The sequence below is a fragment of the Vibrio tapetis subsp. quintayensis genome, from assembly GCF_030409945.1.
GTDB lineage: Bacteria > Pseudomonadota > Gammaproteobacteria > Enterobacterales > Vibrionaceae > Vibrio > Vibrio quintayensis.
On the sequence record NZ_JAUFQV010000036.1, the window covers coordinates 1 to 18,425 of the forward strand.

General features: G+C 45.3%; 15 protein-coding genes. 11 read left to right on the plus strand and 4 right to left on the minus strand.

The window, feature by feature from the left end:
• The first annotated feature begins 265 nt into the window (after positions 1–265).
• The 7 genes from QWZ04_RS19060 to QWZ04_RS19090 all read left to right on the plus strand — a co-directional run bounded on the left by QWZ04_RS19060 (position 266) and on the right by QWZ04_RS19090 (position 8,353).
• The gene (locus tag QWZ04_RS19060; protein ID WP_290329833.1) at positions 266–550 is read left to right on the plus strand and encodes a hypothetical protein; all 285 of its coding nucleotides are present in this window, start codon (positions 266–268) and stop codon (positions 548–550) included.
• Between the two features lie 190 nt (positions 551–740).
• Positions 741–3,557, plus strand: coding sequence for a M16 family metallopeptidase (locus QWZ04_RS19065; RefSeq protein WP_290329834.1), 2,817 nt, complete (start codon positions 741–743; stop codon positions 3,555–3,557).
• 381 nt (positions 3,558–3,938) lie between these two features.
• Positions 3,939–4,754 carry an ABC transporter ATP-binding protein gene (locus QWZ04_RS19070; protein ID WP_290329835.1) on the plus strand — a complete coding sequence of 272 codons (816 nt, stop codon included), beginning with the start codon at positions 3,939–3,941 and terminating at the stop codon, positions 4,752–4,754.
• The gene (locus tag QWZ04_RS19075) at positions 4,754–5,734 is read left to right on the plus strand and encodes an ABC transporter substrate-binding protein (RefSeq protein ID WP_290329836.1); all 981 of its coding nucleotides are present in this window, start codon (positions 4,754–4,756) and stop codon (positions 5,732–5,734) included. The genes QWZ04_RS19070 and QWZ04_RS19075 overlap by 1 nt, the downstream gene beginning before the upstream one ends.
• A 71-nt stretch (positions 5,735–5,805) precedes the next feature.
• Positions 5,806–6,753, plus strand: a complete 948-nt coding sequence (locus QWZ04_RS19080; protein WP_290330000.1) for a FecCD family ABC transporter permease — start codon at positions 5,806–5,808, stop codon at positions 6,751–6,753.
• A gap of 72 nt (positions 6,754–6,825) precedes the next feature.
• Complete coding sequence (locus tag QWZ04_RS19085) at positions 6,826–7,014, plus strand: DUF1289 domain-containing protein (protein WP_290329837.1); 189 nt, start codon at positions 6,826–6,828, stop codon at positions 7,012–7,014.
• Positions 7,015–7,165: 151 nt separating this feature from the next.
• Entirely contained in the window at positions 7,166–8,353 is a 1,188-nt protein-coding gene (locus QWZ04_RS19090) for a hypothetical protein (RefSeq protein ID WP_290329838.1), read from the plus strand.
• A gap of 19 nt (positions 8,354–8,372) precedes the next feature.
• Here QWZ04_RS19090 and QWZ04_RS19095 read toward each other — a convergent pair whose 3' ends face one another.
• The 3 genes from QWZ04_RS19095 to QWZ04_RS19105 all read right to left on the minus strand — a co-directional run bounded on the left by QWZ04_RS19095 (position 8,373) and on the right by QWZ04_RS19105 (position 12,134).
• On the minus strand, positions 8,373–9,422 hold the full coding sequence (locus QWZ04_RS19095) for an alcohol dehydrogenase family protein (RefSeq protein ID WP_290329839.1): 1,050 nt from the start codon (positions 9,420–9,422) through the stop codon (positions 8,373–8,375).
• The gene (locus tag QWZ04_RS19100; RefSeq protein WP_290329840.1) at positions 9,419–9,940 is read right to left on the minus strand and encodes a TetR/AcrR family transcriptional regulator; all 522 of its coding nucleotides are present in this window, start codon (positions 9,938–9,940) and stop codon (positions 9,419–9,421) included. Before QWZ04_RS19100 ends, QWZ04_RS19095 begins: the two co-directional genes overlap by 4 nt.
• Before the next feature lie 121 nt (positions 9,941–10,061).
• On the minus strand, positions 10,062–12,134 hold the full coding sequence (locus QWZ04_RS19105) for a hypothetical protein (protein ID WP_290329841.1): 2,073 nt from the start codon (positions 12,132–12,134) through the stop codon (positions 10,062–10,064).
• A gap of 213 nt (positions 12,135–12,347) precedes the next feature.
• Between QWZ04_RS19105 and QWZ04_RS19110 the strand changes: the two genes are divergently transcribed.
• From QWZ04_RS19110 to QWZ04_RS19125, 4 genes are read left to right on the plus strand one after another with little or no spacing between them, the layout of a single operon-like run.
• On the plus strand, positions 12,348–13,379 hold the full coding sequence (locus tag QWZ04_RS19110; RefSeq protein WP_290330001.1) for a cytochrome-c peroxidase: 1,032 nt from the start codon (positions 12,348–12,350) through the stop codon (positions 13,377–13,379).
• The gene (locus QWZ04_RS19115; protein WP_290329842.1) at positions 13,366–14,511 is read left to right on the plus strand and encodes a cytochrome-c peroxidase; all 1,146 of its coding nucleotides are present in this window, start codon (positions 13,366–13,368) and stop codon (positions 14,509–14,511) included. Before QWZ04_RS19110 ends, QWZ04_RS19115 begins: the two co-directional genes overlap by 14 nt.
• A complete protein-coding gene (locus QWZ04_RS19120) occupies positions 14,511–15,092 on the plus strand; it encodes an arsenate reductase (azurin) small subunit (protein ID WP_435433633.1) in 582 nt (193 codons plus the stop codon). Before QWZ04_RS19115 ends, QWZ04_RS19120 begins: the two co-directional genes overlap by 1 nt.
• Positions 15,093–17,783 carry a molybdopterin-dependent oxidoreductase gene (locus QWZ04_RS19125; RefSeq protein WP_290329843.1) on the plus strand — a complete coding sequence of 897 codons (2,691 nt, stop codon included), beginning with the start codon at positions 15,093–15,095 and terminating at the stop codon, positions 17,781–17,783.
• Positions 17,784–17,933: 150 nt separating this feature from the next.
• Here QWZ04_RS19125 and QWZ04_RS19130 read toward each other — a convergent pair whose 3' ends face one another.
• The gene (locus QWZ04_RS19130) at positions 17,934–18,389 is read right to left on the minus strand and encodes a plastocyanin/azurin family copper-binding protein (protein ID WP_290329844.1); all 456 of its coding nucleotides are present in this window, start codon (positions 18,387–18,389) and stop codon (positions 17,934–17,936) included.
• Positions 18,390–18,425: the final 36 nt, after the last annotated feature.

Below are 18,425 nucleotides of genomic sequence, written 5' to 3' on the forward strand. Positions count from 1 at the left end.
GGCAAAACTATGACAAAGGTAAAGCGGAATTAGAACGTGTGGTTAATTAGACGCTTACGTTTCTAAAGCTATGAAAATATCATTTGGGTTTTCACTGTGCTCAGTCTATTCAAGTGTTAGAGCCTTTCTCCGTTCCAAACCTCCGTGTTGTGATTCATACCTGACTTGTCGCGAGCGCAATTGCGGGAGTACCCGTAGTGTTTAATTTTTGTGGTGCCTGTCCGTTAAATTTCCGTCCGTTAAATTTCATCAGTATAAAAAAGCGTTGAGTTATTTAGAGCAGCACCCTAATGAGCCATTGTTAGCGACACAAACGCAGTTAGCTTGCAGCCAAGGCGAAAGCTCGAAAGCGCTTCCGTTACTCACTAGGCAGATCTCGACTGAACCTCAAAATGGCTATTGGCGGCTACTTAGAGGGATCAGTTATTTTGAATTGCGTGCAGCCGCCGACTTTAAGAAGCTTAGTAAGGGGGAGTACCAAACCATCGCATCGCAATGGCTGCATCAAGTTCATAATTTAAGTTTGCCTATAGATAACAGAGCAGGATAACGGTTTCTGATGGTGGTGGTTCGTGACGCTTTTTAAACAATTGTGGTGAATATCGGCGAGGTGAAATAGCATCGAATCTCGCCTATATTACTAATATACAATCTAATTTAGGGTAGCCATTAACTGCTCGACAAGTATTTATATGGCCTATAGGATTGAGCTTAATTATCACTTTTTGCCTGTGTGTTTTATGTTTAATTCCAAAATCCCCACCAAACTGTTACTGCTCTCTTTGGCGTACCTTCCATTTGCGGCGGCTTCTGCACCTAATGAATCAGCGCATTGGTTTTCGCAAACGGATGTGACGCTTGATGCCCGTTATCAGTCGGTGTTACTTGATAATGGCTTACGTGTCATTACCGTTGAAAATGATACGCCTAAGAAAGGTCTTTCGATACGAATGCTGGTGGATGCAGGGTCGTTTCAAGAAACAGGAGACGAACCGGGCCTTGCTCATTTTCTAGAGCATATGGCTTTCAATGGGTCAACCAACGTACCTGAGGGAGAAATGGTAGCCATGCTTGAAAGGCACGGTTTGGCTTTTGGTGCCGACACGAATGCCACGACCGACATGACCAACACCAATTATCGTTTGGACTTACCTAAAGCGGATACAGAAAGCGTTAACACGGCCTTGTTTTTGCTACGCGAAGCCGCCTCTGAATTGAGCTTAGATAAAGATGCCATCGAACGTGAACGTAAGGTGATCCTCTCAGAAGTTAGAGAGCGGCAGTCGGTTTGGTTAGAGCGATTCATTGATCAAGGTAACTACCTTTATAAAGGTACTGATTTAACGCAAAAGATTGGCTTAGGAACCATTAAAGGCATGGAGCAAGTGACGCAACGCGACTTACGTCAGTTTTACCAAACTTTTTATGCTCCTAAGAACACGACATTGATTTTGGCTGGAGATTTACCACGTAAAGTGATGTTAGAGAGAGTTAAGCATTACTTTTCGAACTGGACGAACAGTGAATATCAACCTGCAGTAGATCCGAAGTTTGGTTTAGTGCTGCCTACTCATAAAGAAGTGCACGTGTTTGTCGACCCGAATATTGAAACACAAATTGAATTCAACTTTATAGAGAAAGAGCAGCCAAAAGCTCGCTCAAGAGAAACCGTACTGGATTACTGGACGCACTTGATAGGGCGCAGGGCTTTGTCTAAACGTTTAGACACTATTTTGTATGAAAGCAACGGTGACATATTGTCTTCAACAATGTACTCGTCGCTGGATTACGGCTTTGCTCGTGTCAGTAAAATTGGCTTAACTACTGCTGACAACGAAGGAACATATGGGGTAAGGATTCTTGAGCAAACTCTGCGTCAGGCGGCCGAGTTTGGTTTTACACCCGGCGAGGTTTCGAGACAACTAATAGCCTTAGAAAAAGACTTAAAGCTTAATGCAGAAACCGCAGGTGATGCATCCAGTTCGGCGTTAGCTAATCATGCTATGAATGCGGTCGACAGCGGTTACATTATGCTTTCGGCACAATCTGATCTTGCCTTGTTTGAAGAGCTAAAAGGGCAGCTTACACGTCAAGCTGTTAATGATGCGTTCAGTAAGCGTTGGGCTTCTCATCCCCCTCGTATCTATTTAACCAAGCGACGTGATATCGATATTATTCATAGAAAAGTTCTTGAAGCTTACGTCATAAGTGAAGCCGATCAAGTCAAGCCGTACAAAGAGCAAGTGACAACAGAGTTCGCTTATCAGAATTTTGGTCAACCAGGTAAAGCCAAACTTCTTGGAACATCGGATTATGGCAACATAGCGAGTTACCGTTTTGAAAATGGTGTGATGCTGAATGTAAAACAAACCGATTTCGAAAGCGGTGTTGTTTATCTTTCTGTCAGAGTGGGGAAAGGTAAAATGGCGCTCACATCAGCTCAAGCGCCGCTCATTGAGTTGTACAATGTTGGTATGGCAACGGGCGGCCTTAAAGCACACGATATCAATGAGCTTGGGCGTATTTTCTCGGGTACAACGATGGGCTTGCAATCACATGTAGCCACTAATGCATTTGTAACTCAACAAGCAGTAGTTCAAGAAGACGTGCTTAATCAACTGAGAGTTTTTACGGCTTTGATGACAGAGGGTGGCTATCGTGAAGAGGGTAAGTCTTTCGCTTTACAATTGGTAAAACAGTACTTAGACACTTACCAAGAAAGCCCAGAGCAGGTGAGAGATTTTCACATTGCCCAAAAGCTGCGAGGCGGAGACCTAAGATGGGCGGCGCCGACGTTAGATACACTTAATAAAGTGAGCATGTCGGATCTAAAACCGATGGTGGAGAGTGCGGTGGCCAAAGGGCCAATTGAGATTGGCGTTGTTGGCGATATCTCTAATCAACAAGCGATAGATTACGTGGCGCAAACTTTCGGTGCATTAAATATTAAGCTTAACGGTACCTTAGATCGTTTCCAAATTGCATTTCCTCAAATCAAAAAAGAGAACGTCACTTGGTATCATGAAGGTGATAAAACAACGGCTTTAGCCAGCAGTTATTGGAACTTACCTGATGCTCGAAATACCGATCAAGCATTGGATTTTTTGTTGTTAGAGCATGTCATTCAGCAGCGGGTAACCAAACAAATTAGGGAAGCAACGGGCGCGGCTTATAGCCCTTGGGTAGGACGTCAACAATCGTATAACGTCAAAAATTTCGGCTATCTAGTGATGAACAGCAACACGACAGTGGATCAAGTCGATGGTGTGTTTGAAGCGTATAAAAGTGTGCTGCGTTCACTGCAAACCACACCTATCACCGATGATGAGCTCACTCGAGCGGTGACTCCTTTAGTCGACGCGGTCGCGCAGCAAGTCGAGAGTAATGGTTATTGGTTTGATCTGGTTTCAATCGCTCAAACATATCCTGACATGATTGAAGCGGATGGAATGAGGGCAGAAAAACTGGCGGCAGTGACTAAAGAGGATATTTTGGCCGCAGCTAGGCTCATCGATATCGATACGGTATTGGAAGTAAAGGTTCTTCCTCAGAAGTAAGCAGAATGAAAAAATAAGCTTAGCGTCGGCTAAAAGTCATGTCGTTTGTTATGCTTTTTTCCTCCGATTTAGGAAATATTGTATTTGTACAGTGAGTGAGGAACTTACTCGTGAGCTCTCACTCTCGTCAAATTCAAAAGCCCTGACTGAAAAATCAGGGCTCTCTTCATTTCTAAAGCTAAGAAAATATCATTTGGATCTTCACGGTGTTGAGTCTATTTAGGTGTCAGAACCTTTCTTCGTTCCAATCCTCCGCTTGGTGTCTACGTCGCTAAAAAGCAGGTATCTCGATTTCTATTCCCTAGTTCTACAATTGACAATAAACATAGTTAATTGTTATGTTATAACATAACAATTAATCAATCGTATTTTTGCTCTCTTATGGAAAAGTTAAATAAACCTATATTGTCCGTTCAAAGTCTATGTGCTGATGGCCCAGCTCATTGGCGGGCTGTTTCAGACGTAACGTTTGATGTCTGTGAAGGCGACTGTGTTGCCATTATCGGCCCCAATGGCAGCGGAAAATCCAGTTTGCTAAAAGTGATCACGGGCGAGTATCGCGTGGTATCTGGCGAGCTTAAGATGTTTGGTAGCCGAGTAGAGCATCTGCCAAGGCAGGAAATGGCGAAAAGAGTCGCGGTTGTTGCACAGCATGAACACGTCGATCCGCGTTTGAGTGTTAGCGAGTATGTTTATCTGGGCCGAGTTCCACACACGTTCTGTTGCAGTAAGAAAGAGCACGATAGGGCGGTTAAACAAGCCATTGAGGATGTGGGTCTTTCGCACAAAAGTCATCGACACTTTGGTGAACTCTCTGGCGGAGAGCAGCAACGCGCAAGTATTGCGCGTGCCTTTGCTCAAGAGCCCAGGCTTCTTCTGTTAGACGAGCCAACCAATCATCTCGATCCGCTTGCTCGCCTCGATCTGCTTAAGCTCATCAAACATCGAGGTATTGCCTCTGTTGTTGTGCTGCATGATTTACCGCTAGTCACTCCTTTCGCAGACAATATTCTCTTAATGTCGGAGCAAAAGATGGTGGCCTTTGCCCCGCCAGATACGCTTATGCGAGACGATTTCATTACACCTGTTTTTGGGCTGCGGGTTATTCCCTTTAGCCATCCACACATGCATAGCACGATTCATCATTTTGAAGCTGCATCACCTCACCATCATTTATCTTTTATAGGAGCCGCCTAATGAAGTGGTCTTTAATTCCCACTCTTTTGTTTGTTTTACCCATTTCAGTTTCAGTTGTAAACGCGAGCGAAACTCACACCCAATACCCTGTAACCGTTGATAACTGTGGTAGCCCATTGACCATCGAAAAACGTCCTGAACGAGCCGTGGTGCACGACATTAATATGAGTGAGATGGCGTTTGCGCTTGGCCTTCAAGAAAGCATGGTCGGCGTCACCGGCATTACGGGCTGGTATAAAATGTCGTCATCATTTAATGACAGGTTGGGGGAGATCCCCGAGTTGGCACCAAAATACCCATCGTTGGAAAGGCTCATTGCAGCAGATGCAGACTTCTTTTTCGCTGGCTGGAACTATGGAATGAAAGTAGGCGGTGACGTTACGCCACAAACACTCAAGCCATACGGCATCAACACGTTAGTGCTGTCAGAAAGTTGCATTCATACCCAAAAAACGAGTAATGGCGCCAGCATGGCATTGCTTTACGATGACATGAAAAAACTAGGGCTTATCTTTGATAAACAGCCCGAAGCCGAAACCTTAGTAAACGCTTGGAAAGCGAGGCTGAAAAAAGTAACAGAGCGACAAAATAAAGCAGGCAGTACGAATGCCACGCCAAAAGTTTTTCTGTTTGATTCAGGTGAAGACAAACCCTTTACAGCCGGTAAATATGCGATGCCAAATGCCATGATAGAAGCCGCGGGAGGGCTCAGTATCACCCGCAATATGGAAACCAGTTGGGGCAGAACCTCATGGGAAAACGTCGCACGTGAAAACCCAGATGTCATTATCCTACTCGACTATCAAACAGCCAGTGGTGCAGATTCATTGCAACGTTTTCTTGAGCAGCATCCTTTAATGAAGCATACCAATGCGGTAAGAACTGGTCGTTATGTCAAGCTACGCTATGAGCAACTAACGCCAGGGCCGGCCAATATAGGGGCTATCGAGAAGCTCGCAAATGCGTTCGTAGCTCAATAAGAAACAAGATAGTTGACCGTTTAATGATACTTAACAAATATCGAGTGGCATGGTTAGTTGGAATTGCTGCCATGCTGCTCGCATTTATTCTGAGTTTACAATTCGGGTCTGTCCCTTTGTCTTTGAAAGATGTGTTAACAGGGTTACGTTCTTTCAATGATGATGAGGTGAGTATGACCAGTCGAATACTGATTGATTTTAGGTTGCCCAGAGCACTGCTGGCCGTTATTGCTGGTTCAGGGCTTGCTATGGTTGGGGCGCTACTGCAAACCTCGACCAGAAATGACTTGGCCGATCCATTTCTGTTTGGCTTGTCCTCCGGAGCTTCCGCTGGTGCGGTGTTGATCATCACTCAACTCGGGGATGCCCTCGGCGTATGGTCTCTTCCAATTGCGGCATTTACGGGCGGAATAGTGTCAGCCACTGCGGTACTGGTTCTTTTTTCAATACAAAAAAAGCAAGGCAACAACAACCTCATTTTATGTGGCTTAGCCATCTCGTTTTTGTTTGGTGCTATTACCAGTTTTCTTATTTATTCAGGAGATCAGCGTGCGGCAAGTTCTATCTTGTTCTGGACGATGGGGGGCTTAGGGCTCGCTCGCTGGGACAACTTGATATTTGCAGCAGCGGGTGTGCTTTGCCTTGTTGTATTGATCGCTAAGCGCTATCGTGAACTTGATACCTTATTAGTCAGTGAACAAACAACACGTTCATTGGGGATTAATGTTCATCGGTTGCAAAGTGAGATTTTTCTCTGCTGCGCTTTTTGTACTGCGGCCATTGTGTCACTCACCGGTGTTGTCGGTTTTATCGGGCTAATGGTGCCACACCTCGTTCGTCCTTTCTCGGGTGTTATCCATAAGCGCGCGCTTCCGTTAATCGCACTGTGGGGAGCGGTTACTTTGTTGCTGGGTGATCTGGTAAGCCGAACGATTTTGGCTCCACAAGAATTACCCGTCGGTATCGTCACGGCGGCGCTCGGTGGATTATTTGTTCTCTATCTTGTTTGGCGCAAGTAGCGTGAACAAGTATGACTAAATCTTTGATTACGTGTTCGTTCGGCAACGAGCACGTAAGGTGAGGCACTTACAATGAAAAAGAATAAAAGCCCTTCTATCGATTTATGTGATTTCTCAAACGCTAAGGGCTGGTGTTTGGGCTGCGGAAGAACCAGAAAGGAGTGTCAACAATGGAAGGCCATGACGCCTTATTCCGCCAATATTCTTAAGAATGAGCTCAGAAAGAGAATGCTAAAAATTAAAACCAAAATGAACAATTAGTCACTCGTGAGTATTTAAAAACATAGCCCTGTCTACGATCTGTCTTTCTCTGTAAGCACATGTACCAAAATGTCCAATTACAACTTCGCTCCATTTGTTTTCGTCGCTATTAAGGTAGGGTAATGGTACAACGTAAATGAGAGAGTAAATCATGCAAAAACTGCCGTTATCTTTATTGCTATCAAGTGTTCTTATCTCGGGCTGTAATAGTACAATTGAAAATACATCAACAGATGCTTCTTTGGTGTCGCCATCGGTTGTGCATGGGATTCAAATAGAGGCGGTTCCAGCGCAGTTCTCGGCCTATGCCAAAGCCGGTTATAACCGTTATGTGGCGGTGAAGGCACCAAATGGCAAAGCGATTCATATTTTGATTATGGACAGGCTATCAGACTTTCAAATAGTAAAAGCAGTGAATGTGTTGAATCACTACTTAACGCCAGTCGCAGGGGCTAAATATGGCACGACAGAGCAAAAGCGTCAGGTAGCGAATGCGATGGCTAACAACGGGGCGATTTTAAAGCTGATGAACTATCACGATGAGCCGAAGTACAACGACGATCTTGACGGCCAACCTTTGTTTGAAGAGGAGATCCAAGTTGAGGGTGGGGCTTGGTATGTTAAGCAAGATTATGAAAATCATCGAGATGCGTCGTATGAAGAAATTTTACACTTAGTGCACGACTACGGTATCGGGGTACTTAATGCGCCTAACGCAGATGAAACGGCATTGCCGAAGTTCCAACAAGAATTGAATACGATCCAACAGCAAGCGCTTAATCGTGCCTACATGCCGCCTGCGGAAATACTGCAAGAGTGGCAGCAAGAAATCAGCGTTGATCAAGAGTACTTTGCCGCGGTGATCGACAGTTATTATGGGCTTTGGGGTGCTTTTGATGGCAATGGCATGTGGGGGCTGTACAAGGTTAAGAATCGTGCTGATTTTGTCACTTATGATGCCGATGCGCAGCAGCTTGTTGAACAAACCTTTTCTCCCGTGCTGACTTACGATGCTTACATCGCCGATAGTTTTGAAGGGACGTTCAAATTAACGTTCGACCCTAAAACGACCTACACCCACCATGCTCAGTATTTAGTTCAGGTAACCCTGTCTGGTTCTAATAACAGTAATGTTGAGCTCAACGGTTTCGACAATGTTGTTACGGGCAACGCCGGTGTTAATACTGTGGTTGTGCACGGGGTGGAAGCTGAGTATCAAATCAAAACGTTGGATAACAATACCATCAAGATTACGGACATGGTTAACCAACGAGACGGCCAAAATACTTTGTCTAACATAGAGAAGGTTCAGTTTACCGATCAGACGATGGACTTGTAATCATAGCGACAATTCCGCTCTATTCTATGGTCAGTACGATTTTACCAACGTGGTTTTTTCTCTGAAATACTTGTTGTGCTTGGCAAATGTCTTCCAAAGGAAAAGTATGTGCGACACAGGGTTTGACCTTGCCCTGTTCTATGTGGCGAATAAGGTTACCAAACACTTCTGGCTCTAAGACGGTGCAGCCAAATAAGCGAAGATCTTTTAGATAAAGAGTACGCACATCCAGCTCAACTATGGGGCCGCCAATGGCGCCAGACACCGCGTAACGGCCTTTCGGCTTCAATACTTTTAGTAAGTCTGGCCACTGATTACCGGCAACCAAGTCAATCACGACATCAATGGTATTTTCGCCTAATTCTTTAATTAGGTTTGCTTCCCGGTTAATCGCTTCATCGGCACCGACCTCAAGCACTTGCTTACTTTTATTTGGGCTGGTGATAGCAATCACCGTTGCGCCACGTGCTTTAGCCAATTGAATCGCAGCCGAGCCTACGCCACCAGATGCACCAGTAATCAACACACGATCAGAGCTCGTGATATTTGAACGAGTTAGCATGTTTTCGGCAGTAGAATAAGAACATGGGAAAGAGGCGAGTTCAACATCACTGAGTGGTGAGTTAACTGTATGGGCATGCCTTGAAGAAACGACGGTAAACTGAGCAAAACCCCCATCGCACTCAGAACCAAAGTACCAAGGTGAATCGAGCGTCTGTCCATTCACTTCACTTAAGCTAGGCTCTATTAAAACTCGCTCACCAATGCGGTTTGAGTCGACCAAAGATCCGACAGCAACGATCTCACCGCATACGTCAGCACCTTGTATACGAGGTAACTCTAATGCTTTTCCATTCCAACTCGCATCTTCGCTATTGTTGTCGCTTTTGGAATACCAACCAATTCGAGTGTTGATGTCGGTATTATTGACGCCTGCGGCCAATACTCGAATAAGAACTTCATTGTCCTTAGGAGTCGGAACCGAGATATCATGGCGGTATTCCAATACTTCTGGACCACCATGGCCAGTTAGCACAACACCTTGCATGTTTGTGGGGATAGATATCATAGAGAGCCCTTAGAAAGTAGCGTTGAAACAGCGTGCTGCGCAGACGTGATCGCGTCACTGCCTAAGACAGGCCAAGCACTTGATACGCCTTCATGAAGTAAAAACAGTTCGGTCGCTAAGTCTTGTCGTGAACTGTGCTTTCCCAAGAACTGTCGTACGTTTTCTTTGTGGTTTTTTACCACTAAACCAATTAAGTCGTGCTCTGGAAAGGCAGCAATCGCATTGACGGACATACACCCATTCGGTGCATAGTTTGCCATCCATAGACCCAGTCGGTTGAAAGCATGGGTTATTGCCGCTTGGCCTGATTCTGGAGACCCGTCCAATAGATAATCAAGGTATCGCTGGTGGCGGTGTTCTAACGCGGCAACGATCATGTCTTCTTTAGATGGGTAGTGTTTGTATAACGTTCGCAAGCTAACACCGCTCGCGTCTTTAAGTTGCGCCACACTGGGTTCAGCAAACCCGAGTTCACTGAATGTTTGCTCCAAATTGGCGGCAATCTGTTGTTTTAACATATTGTTCTCACATTGGGTAGAGTGAACGTTCTACCTAAAGGTTAGAGCATTCCTTCTACCTGTGTCAACTCAATTGTGAGACACCAGTAATTACTGCAGGAGGCTGGAGCGTGTTGCTAATTTATGCAGAGGCCAAATTAACCCTATTGGCACTCAAATACCCTAACGACAGCAACGCCTTTTTCGAATCACTTTTAAATAGGGAACTCAATGCGTTGGTAATAGTTTCGCTTTGGAGTTTATGCAATAACGGATACAGTTCAATATCGTCAAGTATGGCGCTGGTGATGGTGTAATAGTCAGAAGAATCGGTATCACAAATATGGATTATGCGTGTAGCGGCGGCTTGTTTTATCCCTATATATGGGTGCTTAAGCAAAGAGATAAGCAAAGGTAGATCATTGGCAACGCTGGTTAAGTTCGCTAATGTCAGGTGACTCTCGGCGTGCTGAAGTTGTTCAAGGCTCGGGTGTAAATCACGCCATTCTAACCACTGCATTAGCCTTAGATCTGCGCCGTCTTCTGCATTCACAATCATGTTAATAATACGTAGATGTAGTTCGTCCGTTTTCATTTCTTGAAAGCAGATGTCATTGCTTATGCAGGCTCGGCACAGTTCAAGAATCATATGATCAGGTGAATTTTCTAGTTGAGTAGAGTGACAAAAGTCTCGTAACACCTGTGGGTTGTTGCAATACCGAACAGCAATTGCTTGGTTAGAAATGCTGTCGATACGTGCTATCTTGCGCGCTCGTTTCGTTGGTGGCGCTGGTTTGCTCGAGGAGGCCGCGCTGCTAAATTCAACCAGTGGTGCGCTTAACGACATCAGAGTTGACGTTACCGCCGTTGACTCACGATTAGTCACCGTCACAACTTGGCTTTTTTTAGTGATGGAAAGCGCCGGCGGTACTTGGATTAAGCTAGCAGAATCAGTGAACATGAGTTGCTTGGCATACGCCTGATGCTCACTTTGATCTTGCTGCCAAAGGTAAGCGATGAGCAATAACTTAGTGGCGTTATCGCACCGCCTACTTTCAATGGTTTGACGAATAAAAGCTGCGCTAATAGTAACGCCTATAGATGTCGTCAGCAGCGATAAGGTATCTATTTGTTGTTCCGTATTTAACGCCGGAAATGCCTGATAATATAAAGGCAACACACTATTTAAATCGAATTTGAAGCGAGCAGCGCAACTGAGCAATACACCGATGTAATCGGACCTTAACGAGCCTTGTTGCCATTGATTGATCAACAAGTCTAATGTGTCTTGCTTTAGAATCGGGAGTAAGGTTTGTAAGCATGCTCTTGATGTTGAAGATTGTGATACATCGTTGATTGATAGCAAAGGTGATATGTATTGGGCAGATATTGGGTACTGCCACCTAAGCAAAGTGGTGGCTGCGATGTCTTGCAATTGAACGTTGCTAGAAGACAGCAGACAGAGGAAGTCTTGCAAGTATTCTTTTGCATCTAAGTTGGCTAACCGGCTGAGTGCCACTTCATGTAGGCTTAGATCAGACGATCTCAATACTTGATAGAGTAGCACTTTGTTTTGGCTACTTTTAAGGATCTTTCGCGTTAATCGGTTGGGCTTAAGCTTAGATGAATGATCATAAATGAGCGCTTCGACTCGATTACAGGACGTTGCAATAAGAATTCGAATTAACAGTGCTTGCAGATCTGGCTCTGGGTCGTTTTCAAATCGTGCCCATAGGCGTTCAAGTTGTACTGTAGAAAGTAGCGTAGCATGCGGTGTTAGGATGCTTGCCGCAGTCAAAGCCACATCGATACTATCATCCCATTCGCCGTCCCAGTCTTCATTGTCATCGCAAACATGGTCAACCAATACATCTAATGCTGCTAAGTGCGCAGGCAAGTGCAGGTTTTGCTCTCTTATAACATTCAACGCCGCGATTTTGATGTCACTATCAAGATCCTCATAGCGATTGAGTAGGCGTAACACAGGAGTTAGGTCGCATTCAGGCTGGTGCTTTAAGGCTTCTAAACTGCTTAACACCACGGCCAAGCTCGCGCTGTTTAAGTTAGTGGCTAACAGCGCTCCCACTTCGTCATCCACCTGATGATTAAAAAAGCGCAAAGATCGGATTGCGAGGCATTGGGTCGGCTCATCATTAGAGGTCAAAAGGGGAGTGACATAGCGATAAAGATGGTGATAAAGAGAGTTGGGCAGCATAACAACACTTTGATGAAAACGAGCATTAGCGTAATATTATAAATGTAAATGATAGTTTTTTACATTTCTATTTGTATGATCGCAGTCTTACCGTTAGATTCACGTACAATATTAACAATAGTGGCTCAAAGCGCCGCGAAAAGATTCGATCCCACGGAAAGGAAAATGTGGATGACACTGAGATTTTCCCTCATTACTGCGATTTTGGCTTTCATGTCTACCAATGTGATGGCAAAGCTCCCCGAACTTGAAGTAAACCCGGCCAAAGCCGAATTAGGTAAAAGACTTTTTTACGATACACGGCTATCAGGCGATGATTCTATTTCTTGCTCCAGCTGCCATGTCGCAGAGCATGGCTTTGCCTACCCAGAACCGCTAAGTCCAGCGTATACAGGCAGTGATGGCTTTCGTAATGCGCCAACGCTGATCAACATTGTTTATAAAAATGTTTGGTTCCACGATGGCCGAATCGGTACCAATCTGAATGACGTAGTCAGAGAAAACATAACCGAAGACTGGCTGATGAACATGGACATGCGTTTGATGCAAGAGCGCTTAAAGCAAGATCCTATCTATGTAGCGATGTTTGAAAAAGCGGGGCTTGGTGAACCGTCTAATGGCGGCGTTCGTAAAGCTATTCCCGAATATTTGAAAACACTTACCTCTAAGAATGCGCCTTATGACTTGAACAAAATGACCAGCAGCGCCAAGCAAGGTCAGCGCCTATTTAATGGCAAAGCGCAATGCTCACGTTGCCATACCGGTGAGTTGTTTACCGATGAGCAAGCACACAATACGGGCGTACCAGAGAATTTTGATATCTTCTTAGACCCAATGAGGCACCAAACGTTTTTGGCCTTTAACATGTTCATGGGGGTGCAAGATTATCTCACGTTGAAAAGAGACGTAGGTGCCCACGTACAAACCCATAAAGCCGATGGAAGTGATAGAGGGCGTTTTATAACCCCAACCTTGCGAGAGCTAAAATACACCGCGCCTTATATGCATAACGGTATGCTAGCAACCTTGGATGATGTGGTTGAGTTTTATAATCAAGGAGGCGGAAAAGATTCGAACAAAGACCCAAAAATAAAGCCCCTAGAGTTGAGTAAACAAGAAAAAGCAGACTTAGTTGCCTTTTTAGAATCGCTGTCGGGAGATCCATTAACAGACGAGCAGTACCAATGGACAAAATACGATTTTGGTTATGAATACATTGAGGGCTGGCAAGATGCTAAAAATTAAATTAGGCGCAATCTTGGCGTCATTTTGGCTCTCATTTGTGGTTATTGCTTCCCCCAAGCTTGCGCCGCTCGGTGATGTACCTATTCCGCCAGACAATAAGCAGACGCCGGAAAAAATAGAACTAGGAAAAATGCTGTTTTTTGATGGACGTTTAAGTGGCGATACAACAAGCCCTTGCGCGGGTTGCCATATACAAACCCAAGGCTGGGGCTTTCCGGATGATCTCTCTATGGGCTACCCGGGCACCGTACATTGGCGTAATAGCCAAACCATTATTAATGCCGCTTATTACGACAAATTGTTTTGGGCAGGCAGTGCGATGTCATTAGAAGCGCAGGCAAAAGATGCAGCAAAAGGAGCCGTTGCTGGCAATGGTGAGGATGACATCATGGAAGCTCGTTTAGCCCTTGTACCTGAATACGTCACCCGATTCAAACAAGTCTTCGGCGACGATACGCCAAAAATTCACAATGCATGGCGTGCGATTTCGGCGTTTGAGCGAACATTGGTGCAAAAAGATACCCCTTTAGATAACTACCTTCGGGGTGAGAGTCAAGCGCTTTCAGAGTCGCAGTTGCGAGGTAAAACTTTATTCGAAGGCAAAGCCAATTGCATCGCTTGTCATAACGGAGCACTTGCCTCGGATCAAAAGTTTCATAACGTCGGCGCGCCTCCTAGCCCTTGGTGGTACGACGATCCGTTGGCGCAAATTACCTTTCGGTTCGAGTTATATGCGAAAGGTGTAACGCAAACCATGTACAGAAACACCAAAGCCGATCCGGGCGTGTATTTCCGGGCCAAGCGAAAAGAGATGCTGGGCAAGTTTCGAACGCCAAGCCTACGTTACACAAAATACACGGCCCCTTATATGCACAATGGCACGCTGCCAACATTGGAAGCGGTGATTGAGTTTTACAATCAAGGCGGTGTGGCATCGGATGGTCGAACAACCGGGTTCCCACAAACCAAGTCCGCTCTCATTTTTCCTTTGGGGTTAACCGAACAAGAAAAAGCAGACTTGTTGAGCTTTGTGGAGTCGTTTTCCGGTGAGCAAATCATCATTGACGAACCAGGACTACCCGAATATCAACCAAAATTTAGCAAAGCAGAATTAATAGAGGCAAAGAAATAATGTCTAGAACGCATAAGAGCTCAGCCAAGGGCCATAACCGATGCATGATCTCGCGCCGAGATTTTTTGTTGTATTCCACTGCTGCTACAGCGGTTTCAATGGTGCCGATCACCTTATTTGCTGGGACAGAGAAAGAAACCAGTACACAAGCGCGAGTTGTCGGTTACCCAAGACAAAAAATTGCCAAACTGAGTGAACTGACTAATCACGAAGCCACGTATTTTCATTACCCAGACGAGGGCGCTAATTCTGTTGCTATGTTGGTAAAAACGGACGTCGCTTGCGGGGGCGGTATCGGGGCGCAAAGAGACATCGTGGCGTTCTCGATGACCTGCACGCATCAAGGTGGGCCGTTAGCGGGCGCGTATAAAGCGGTAGATGAGCATCGAGTTGTGGGTCAATGCCCATTCCATTTATCGACCTTTGATTTACGCCGACACGGCATCATCGTTTCCGGGCAGGCATTCGAGAGTTTGCCACAAGTGTTACTTGAAGTAGAAGGTGATGACGTATACGCAGTCGGGGTTATGGGCTTGTTATTTGGCCGACTTGATAACCTAATTGACGTTCAGGAGGCATAAATGACCATCAATAAAATGCCCGAATCCACATTAGTGCCACCCAAAAATGCGGAAGTGATCACCACCGCTTGTGACTATTGCGTTGTTGCGTGTGGCTATAAAGTGTATCGCTGGCCAGTCGGCACACCTTCCGGTGGGCCAAAAGCCAGTGACAATGCATTTGGAATCGATTTCCCTAGCCACGTTTTGCAAGCCTGGGTATCACCAGAGCAACATAATATCGTCCAACACAACGGCAAACCTCATCATGTTGTTATCATTGCCGACAGAGACACCAAAGTGGTAAACAAAGGGGGAGACTCCTCCGTTCGCGGTGGCTTGTTAGCGAAGAAAGTCTATAACCCAGAAACGCCAACAAAAGATCGACTCAAACAGCCGTTGGTAAGAATTAATGGCGAATTGCAGCCTGTCGATTGGAGCTTCGCGCTCGATATTGCAGCGCAAGTAGGACGACATGTGATTGATACTCATGGTGCAAACAGCTATTGCGTTAAAACCTATTCTTATCAGTACATAGAAAATACCTACGCGATCACCAAGTACGCGTTGCGTCATGTAAATACCGCCAATTTCTCATTTCATGATACGCCATCCGATGTAACGGCGACGCCGGGCTTTCGTGATGCAGGGTTTGATAACTTTGCCCCCTCCTATGAAGACTGGGGGGCAGCTGACACCTTAATGATTTGCGGTACCGACCCGTACGAAACTAAAACCATTATTTTTACTCAGTTCATCATGCCTGCCGTACAAAAGGGCATGAAAACCGTCATTCTTAATCCACGTGAAACCGCCGGTATCGCGTGGCTAAAGCAGCAAGGTGGGCTCCATTTAGATGTTAATCCAGGAACCGATAACCTCGTTCTAGGCGCGATCATTCGAGTGATCTTGGAAAACAATTGGCAAGACAGTGAGTGGATTGAAAATTGGGTAAATAATCAGTGGGAGTCCAATTCCGGTTTCGGTCAAGGCACACGAAACACGCCATGGCAGTGGCGAACCACGTGGGGAAAATTCCAAACTGATGGGTTTGAAGATTACAAAAAATGGTTACTTGAACAAAAAGAATACCACCCAACTTATGCCGCGAGCATTGCAGGTATAGAGGAAAGTAAAATCTTTACAGCGGCACAAATGCTTGCAAAACCAGTGCATGGTAAAAGGGTTAAATCTTCTATCGGCATAGAAAAAGGCTTCTATTGGTCTAATAACACGGGTAACACCAATGCCATTGCTTCTTTGGCGACAGTGATAGGCACTGGCGGCCGTGAGGGGAGAGTCATTGGTCGATTTGGTGGCCATCAACGAGGTGGGGTTGCGGGTGGTAAGTTACCACGAAATAAATCGCCTGAAAAAGTGCCCGGCCGAAGACGCAGGGCGATTGATACCGATCGTTATCTGTATTCTGGTCATACTCGAATGGCTCACGTGATTGGTACCACTTGGATACAATCGATGTGTGGCAGTTACGGATTAAAAGATAAGTTCGTCGAGCTGACTAGCGGTAACCCACATCAAGTGACTCATAAAGACAAGCAACACATCATTGAAACGTTGAAACGCAGGGCAGACTTAGGTGGTCTGGTGGTGGTCAATCAGGATATCTATTTGCGCGACCCAATCGGTAAGCAATTTGCCGACATCATTTTCCCGGCAGCAACGTGGGGGGAAGAAAATTTCATGCGCGCGAATGGCGAGCGAAGGTTGCGTTTATATCAGAAGTTTTCCGATGCCCCGGGGGACTCAAAGCCAGACTGGTGGATTGTTGCACAATTGGCAACGCGCATGGGCTTTGATGGCTTTGATTGGCAAAACAGCAACGAAGTGGCCGAAGAGTCGTCTCGTTTTAGCCGAGGTAGCCGAAAAGATTTTAATATGATCAAAGTAGCCGCTCGTGAAGAAGGCAAAACACTGCATCAGAAATTGGCCGAATATGGCACCGAAGGGATTCAGGGCCCTGTGTTTTATAACTATGAAACCAAACAGTTGGTTGGAACCAAGCGCCTACACGATACCGAAATGACCTGGCAAGAACTGGGTGAAAAAGGGTTACAAGACGGCCCGCAAGGTGCCAATATCATGACCAAACAGCTGACTCGGTTTAATAGCCAAACAGGTAAAGTTAACCTGCAAAAACACCCGTGGGATCTGTTCAGTGATTTTCATGCATGGTTAACGCCTAAAAAAGACGAATTGTGGTTCTCTAATGGGCGAATTAATGAGATATGGCAGTCTGGTTTTGATGATGTAGAGCGCAGAGATTACATCAAGCATCGCTGGCCGTATAACTGGGTTGAAATTCATCCTGAAGATGCCAAAAAACGTGGGATTGAAGCCGGTGATGAAGTATTGCTGTATTCAGACAGGGTCGCAAACTTTAAAGACACCATTCTAGGAGTGGATGACGATGCGTTTCAGTTCTCTTCTCTGATGAAAAACGGTCACATTCAATTGGATTACGCCGAAATAAAAGCAGTGGCGATCGTGACAAACGCCACCAAAAAGGGCGTTCTGTTTTGTAACTTTATGGACATGAAAAATCCGGCGAATGCGTTAACCACACGTATGGTAGATCAAATAAGCGGTAACTATAATTACAAAATGGGCATTGCGAATATTAAGAAAATCGGCGAGTCGGAATACAAGCACCAATTTACGGGCTTTTCATTTGCCCCGAGGAATATTGTATGAAGCTTGTAGATATTGGTAAGGTTTGAGGTTAATTAGGCCTTATAAAGCGTTACCTACAAGCCATTATTTATTGGACCATTACTGTTAAATAATAGACAAAAAAACAGCGCGAGAAGCGCTGTTTTTTTTATTAATAGTAACCAATATTACTTAGTTAAGTTTTTCTTCAGCCTTGTCTAATAAATCTTGCATTTTGGCTTGTGAACGACGACTGACGCGTTTCTTCGCCGCCGCTCGAGCTTCAACAATATTAATGCTCGGGTCGCCCACAACCACCAAAGCGACCATACCGTGGCGGTGATGCACTTTGCATTTTATGCCATACACGCCCGGTTTATCGAACGTCACTTCTTTCGCGTTAGAGCCAGAAATCATGATTGGCTCAGCACCCTCTGGCAGCATTCCTTGGATACTGTGCGCTGTGTGAGAACCTACCGTGCCTTTAAATAGCACTTTATCTCCGGGCTGTATTTCTACGTAATCAGGAATGAACTGGTACATTTTATCTATGTTTTCAGAGTTCATGTCCATCACTTGTTTAATGACTTTTGTTTCTGCAAAACTGGGAGCGGCGATAAGACACAGAAATATTAATAGGATTCTCATTGAACAACTCTTTACTGAATGATGTATTCACCATGC

What these genes read in the sequence shown, in the direction of transcription:
- QWZ04_RS19070 (WP_290329835.1), top strand. Translation starts at nt 3,939, where the DNA reads ATGGAAAAGTTAAATAAACCTATATTGTCCGTTCAAAGTCTATGTGCT.
- QWZ04_RS19080 (WP_290330000.1), top strand. Translation starts at nt 5,806, where the DNA reads ATGCTGCTCGCATTTATTCTGAGTTTACAATTCGGGTCTGTCCCTTTG.
- QWZ04_RS19090 (WP_290329838.1), top strand. Translation starts at nt 7,166, where the DNA reads ATGCAAAAACTGCCGTTATCTTTATTGCTATCAAGTGTTCTTATCTCG.
- QWZ04_RS19120 (WP_435433633.1), top strand. Translation starts at nt 14,511, where the DNA reads ATGTCTAGAACGCATAAGAGCTCAGCCAAGGGCCATAACCGATGCATG.
- QWZ04_RS19085 (WP_290329837.1), top strand. Translation starts at nt 6,826, where the DNA reads ATGAAAAAGAATAAAAGCCCTTCTATCGATTTATGTGATTTCTCAAAC.
- QWZ04_RS19065 (WP_290329834.1), top strand. Translation starts at nt 741, where the DNA reads ATGTTTAATTCCAAAATCCCCACCAAACTGTTACTGCTCTCTTTGGCG.
- QWZ04_RS19100 (WP_290329840.1), bottom strand. Translation starts at nt 9,940, where the DNA reads ATGTTAAAACAACAGATTGCCGCCAATTTGGAGCAAACATTCAGTGAA.
- QWZ04_RS19110 (WP_290330001.1), top strand. Translation starts at nt 12,348, where the DNA reads ATGTCTACCAATGTGATGGCAAAGCTCCCCGAACTTGAAGTAAACCCG.
- QWZ04_RS19115 (WP_290329842.1), top strand. Translation starts at nt 13,366, where the DNA reads ATGCTAAAAATTAAATTAGGCGCAATCTTGGCGTCATTTTGGCTCTCA.
- QWZ04_RS19130 (WP_290329844.1), bottom strand. Translation starts at nt 18,389, where the DNA reads ATGAGAATCCTATTAATATTTCTGTGTCTTATCGCCGCTCCCAGTTTT.
- QWZ04_RS19125 (WP_290329843.1), top strand. Translation starts at nt 15,093, where the DNA reads ATGACCATCAATAAAATGCCCGAATCCACATTAGTGCCACCCAAAAAT.
- QWZ04_RS19105 (WP_290329841.1), bottom strand. Translation starts at nt 12,134, where the DNA reads ATGCTGCCCAACTCTCTTTATCACCATCTTTATCGCTATGTCACTCCC.
- QWZ04_RS19075 (WP_290329836.1), top strand. Translation starts at nt 4,754, where the DNA reads ATGAAGTGGTCTTTAATTCCCACTCTTTTGTTTGTTTTACCCATTTCA.
- QWZ04_RS19095 (WP_290329839.1), bottom strand. Translation starts at nt 9,422, where the DNA reads ATGATATCTATCCCCACAAACATGCAAGGTGTTGTGCTAACTGGCCAT.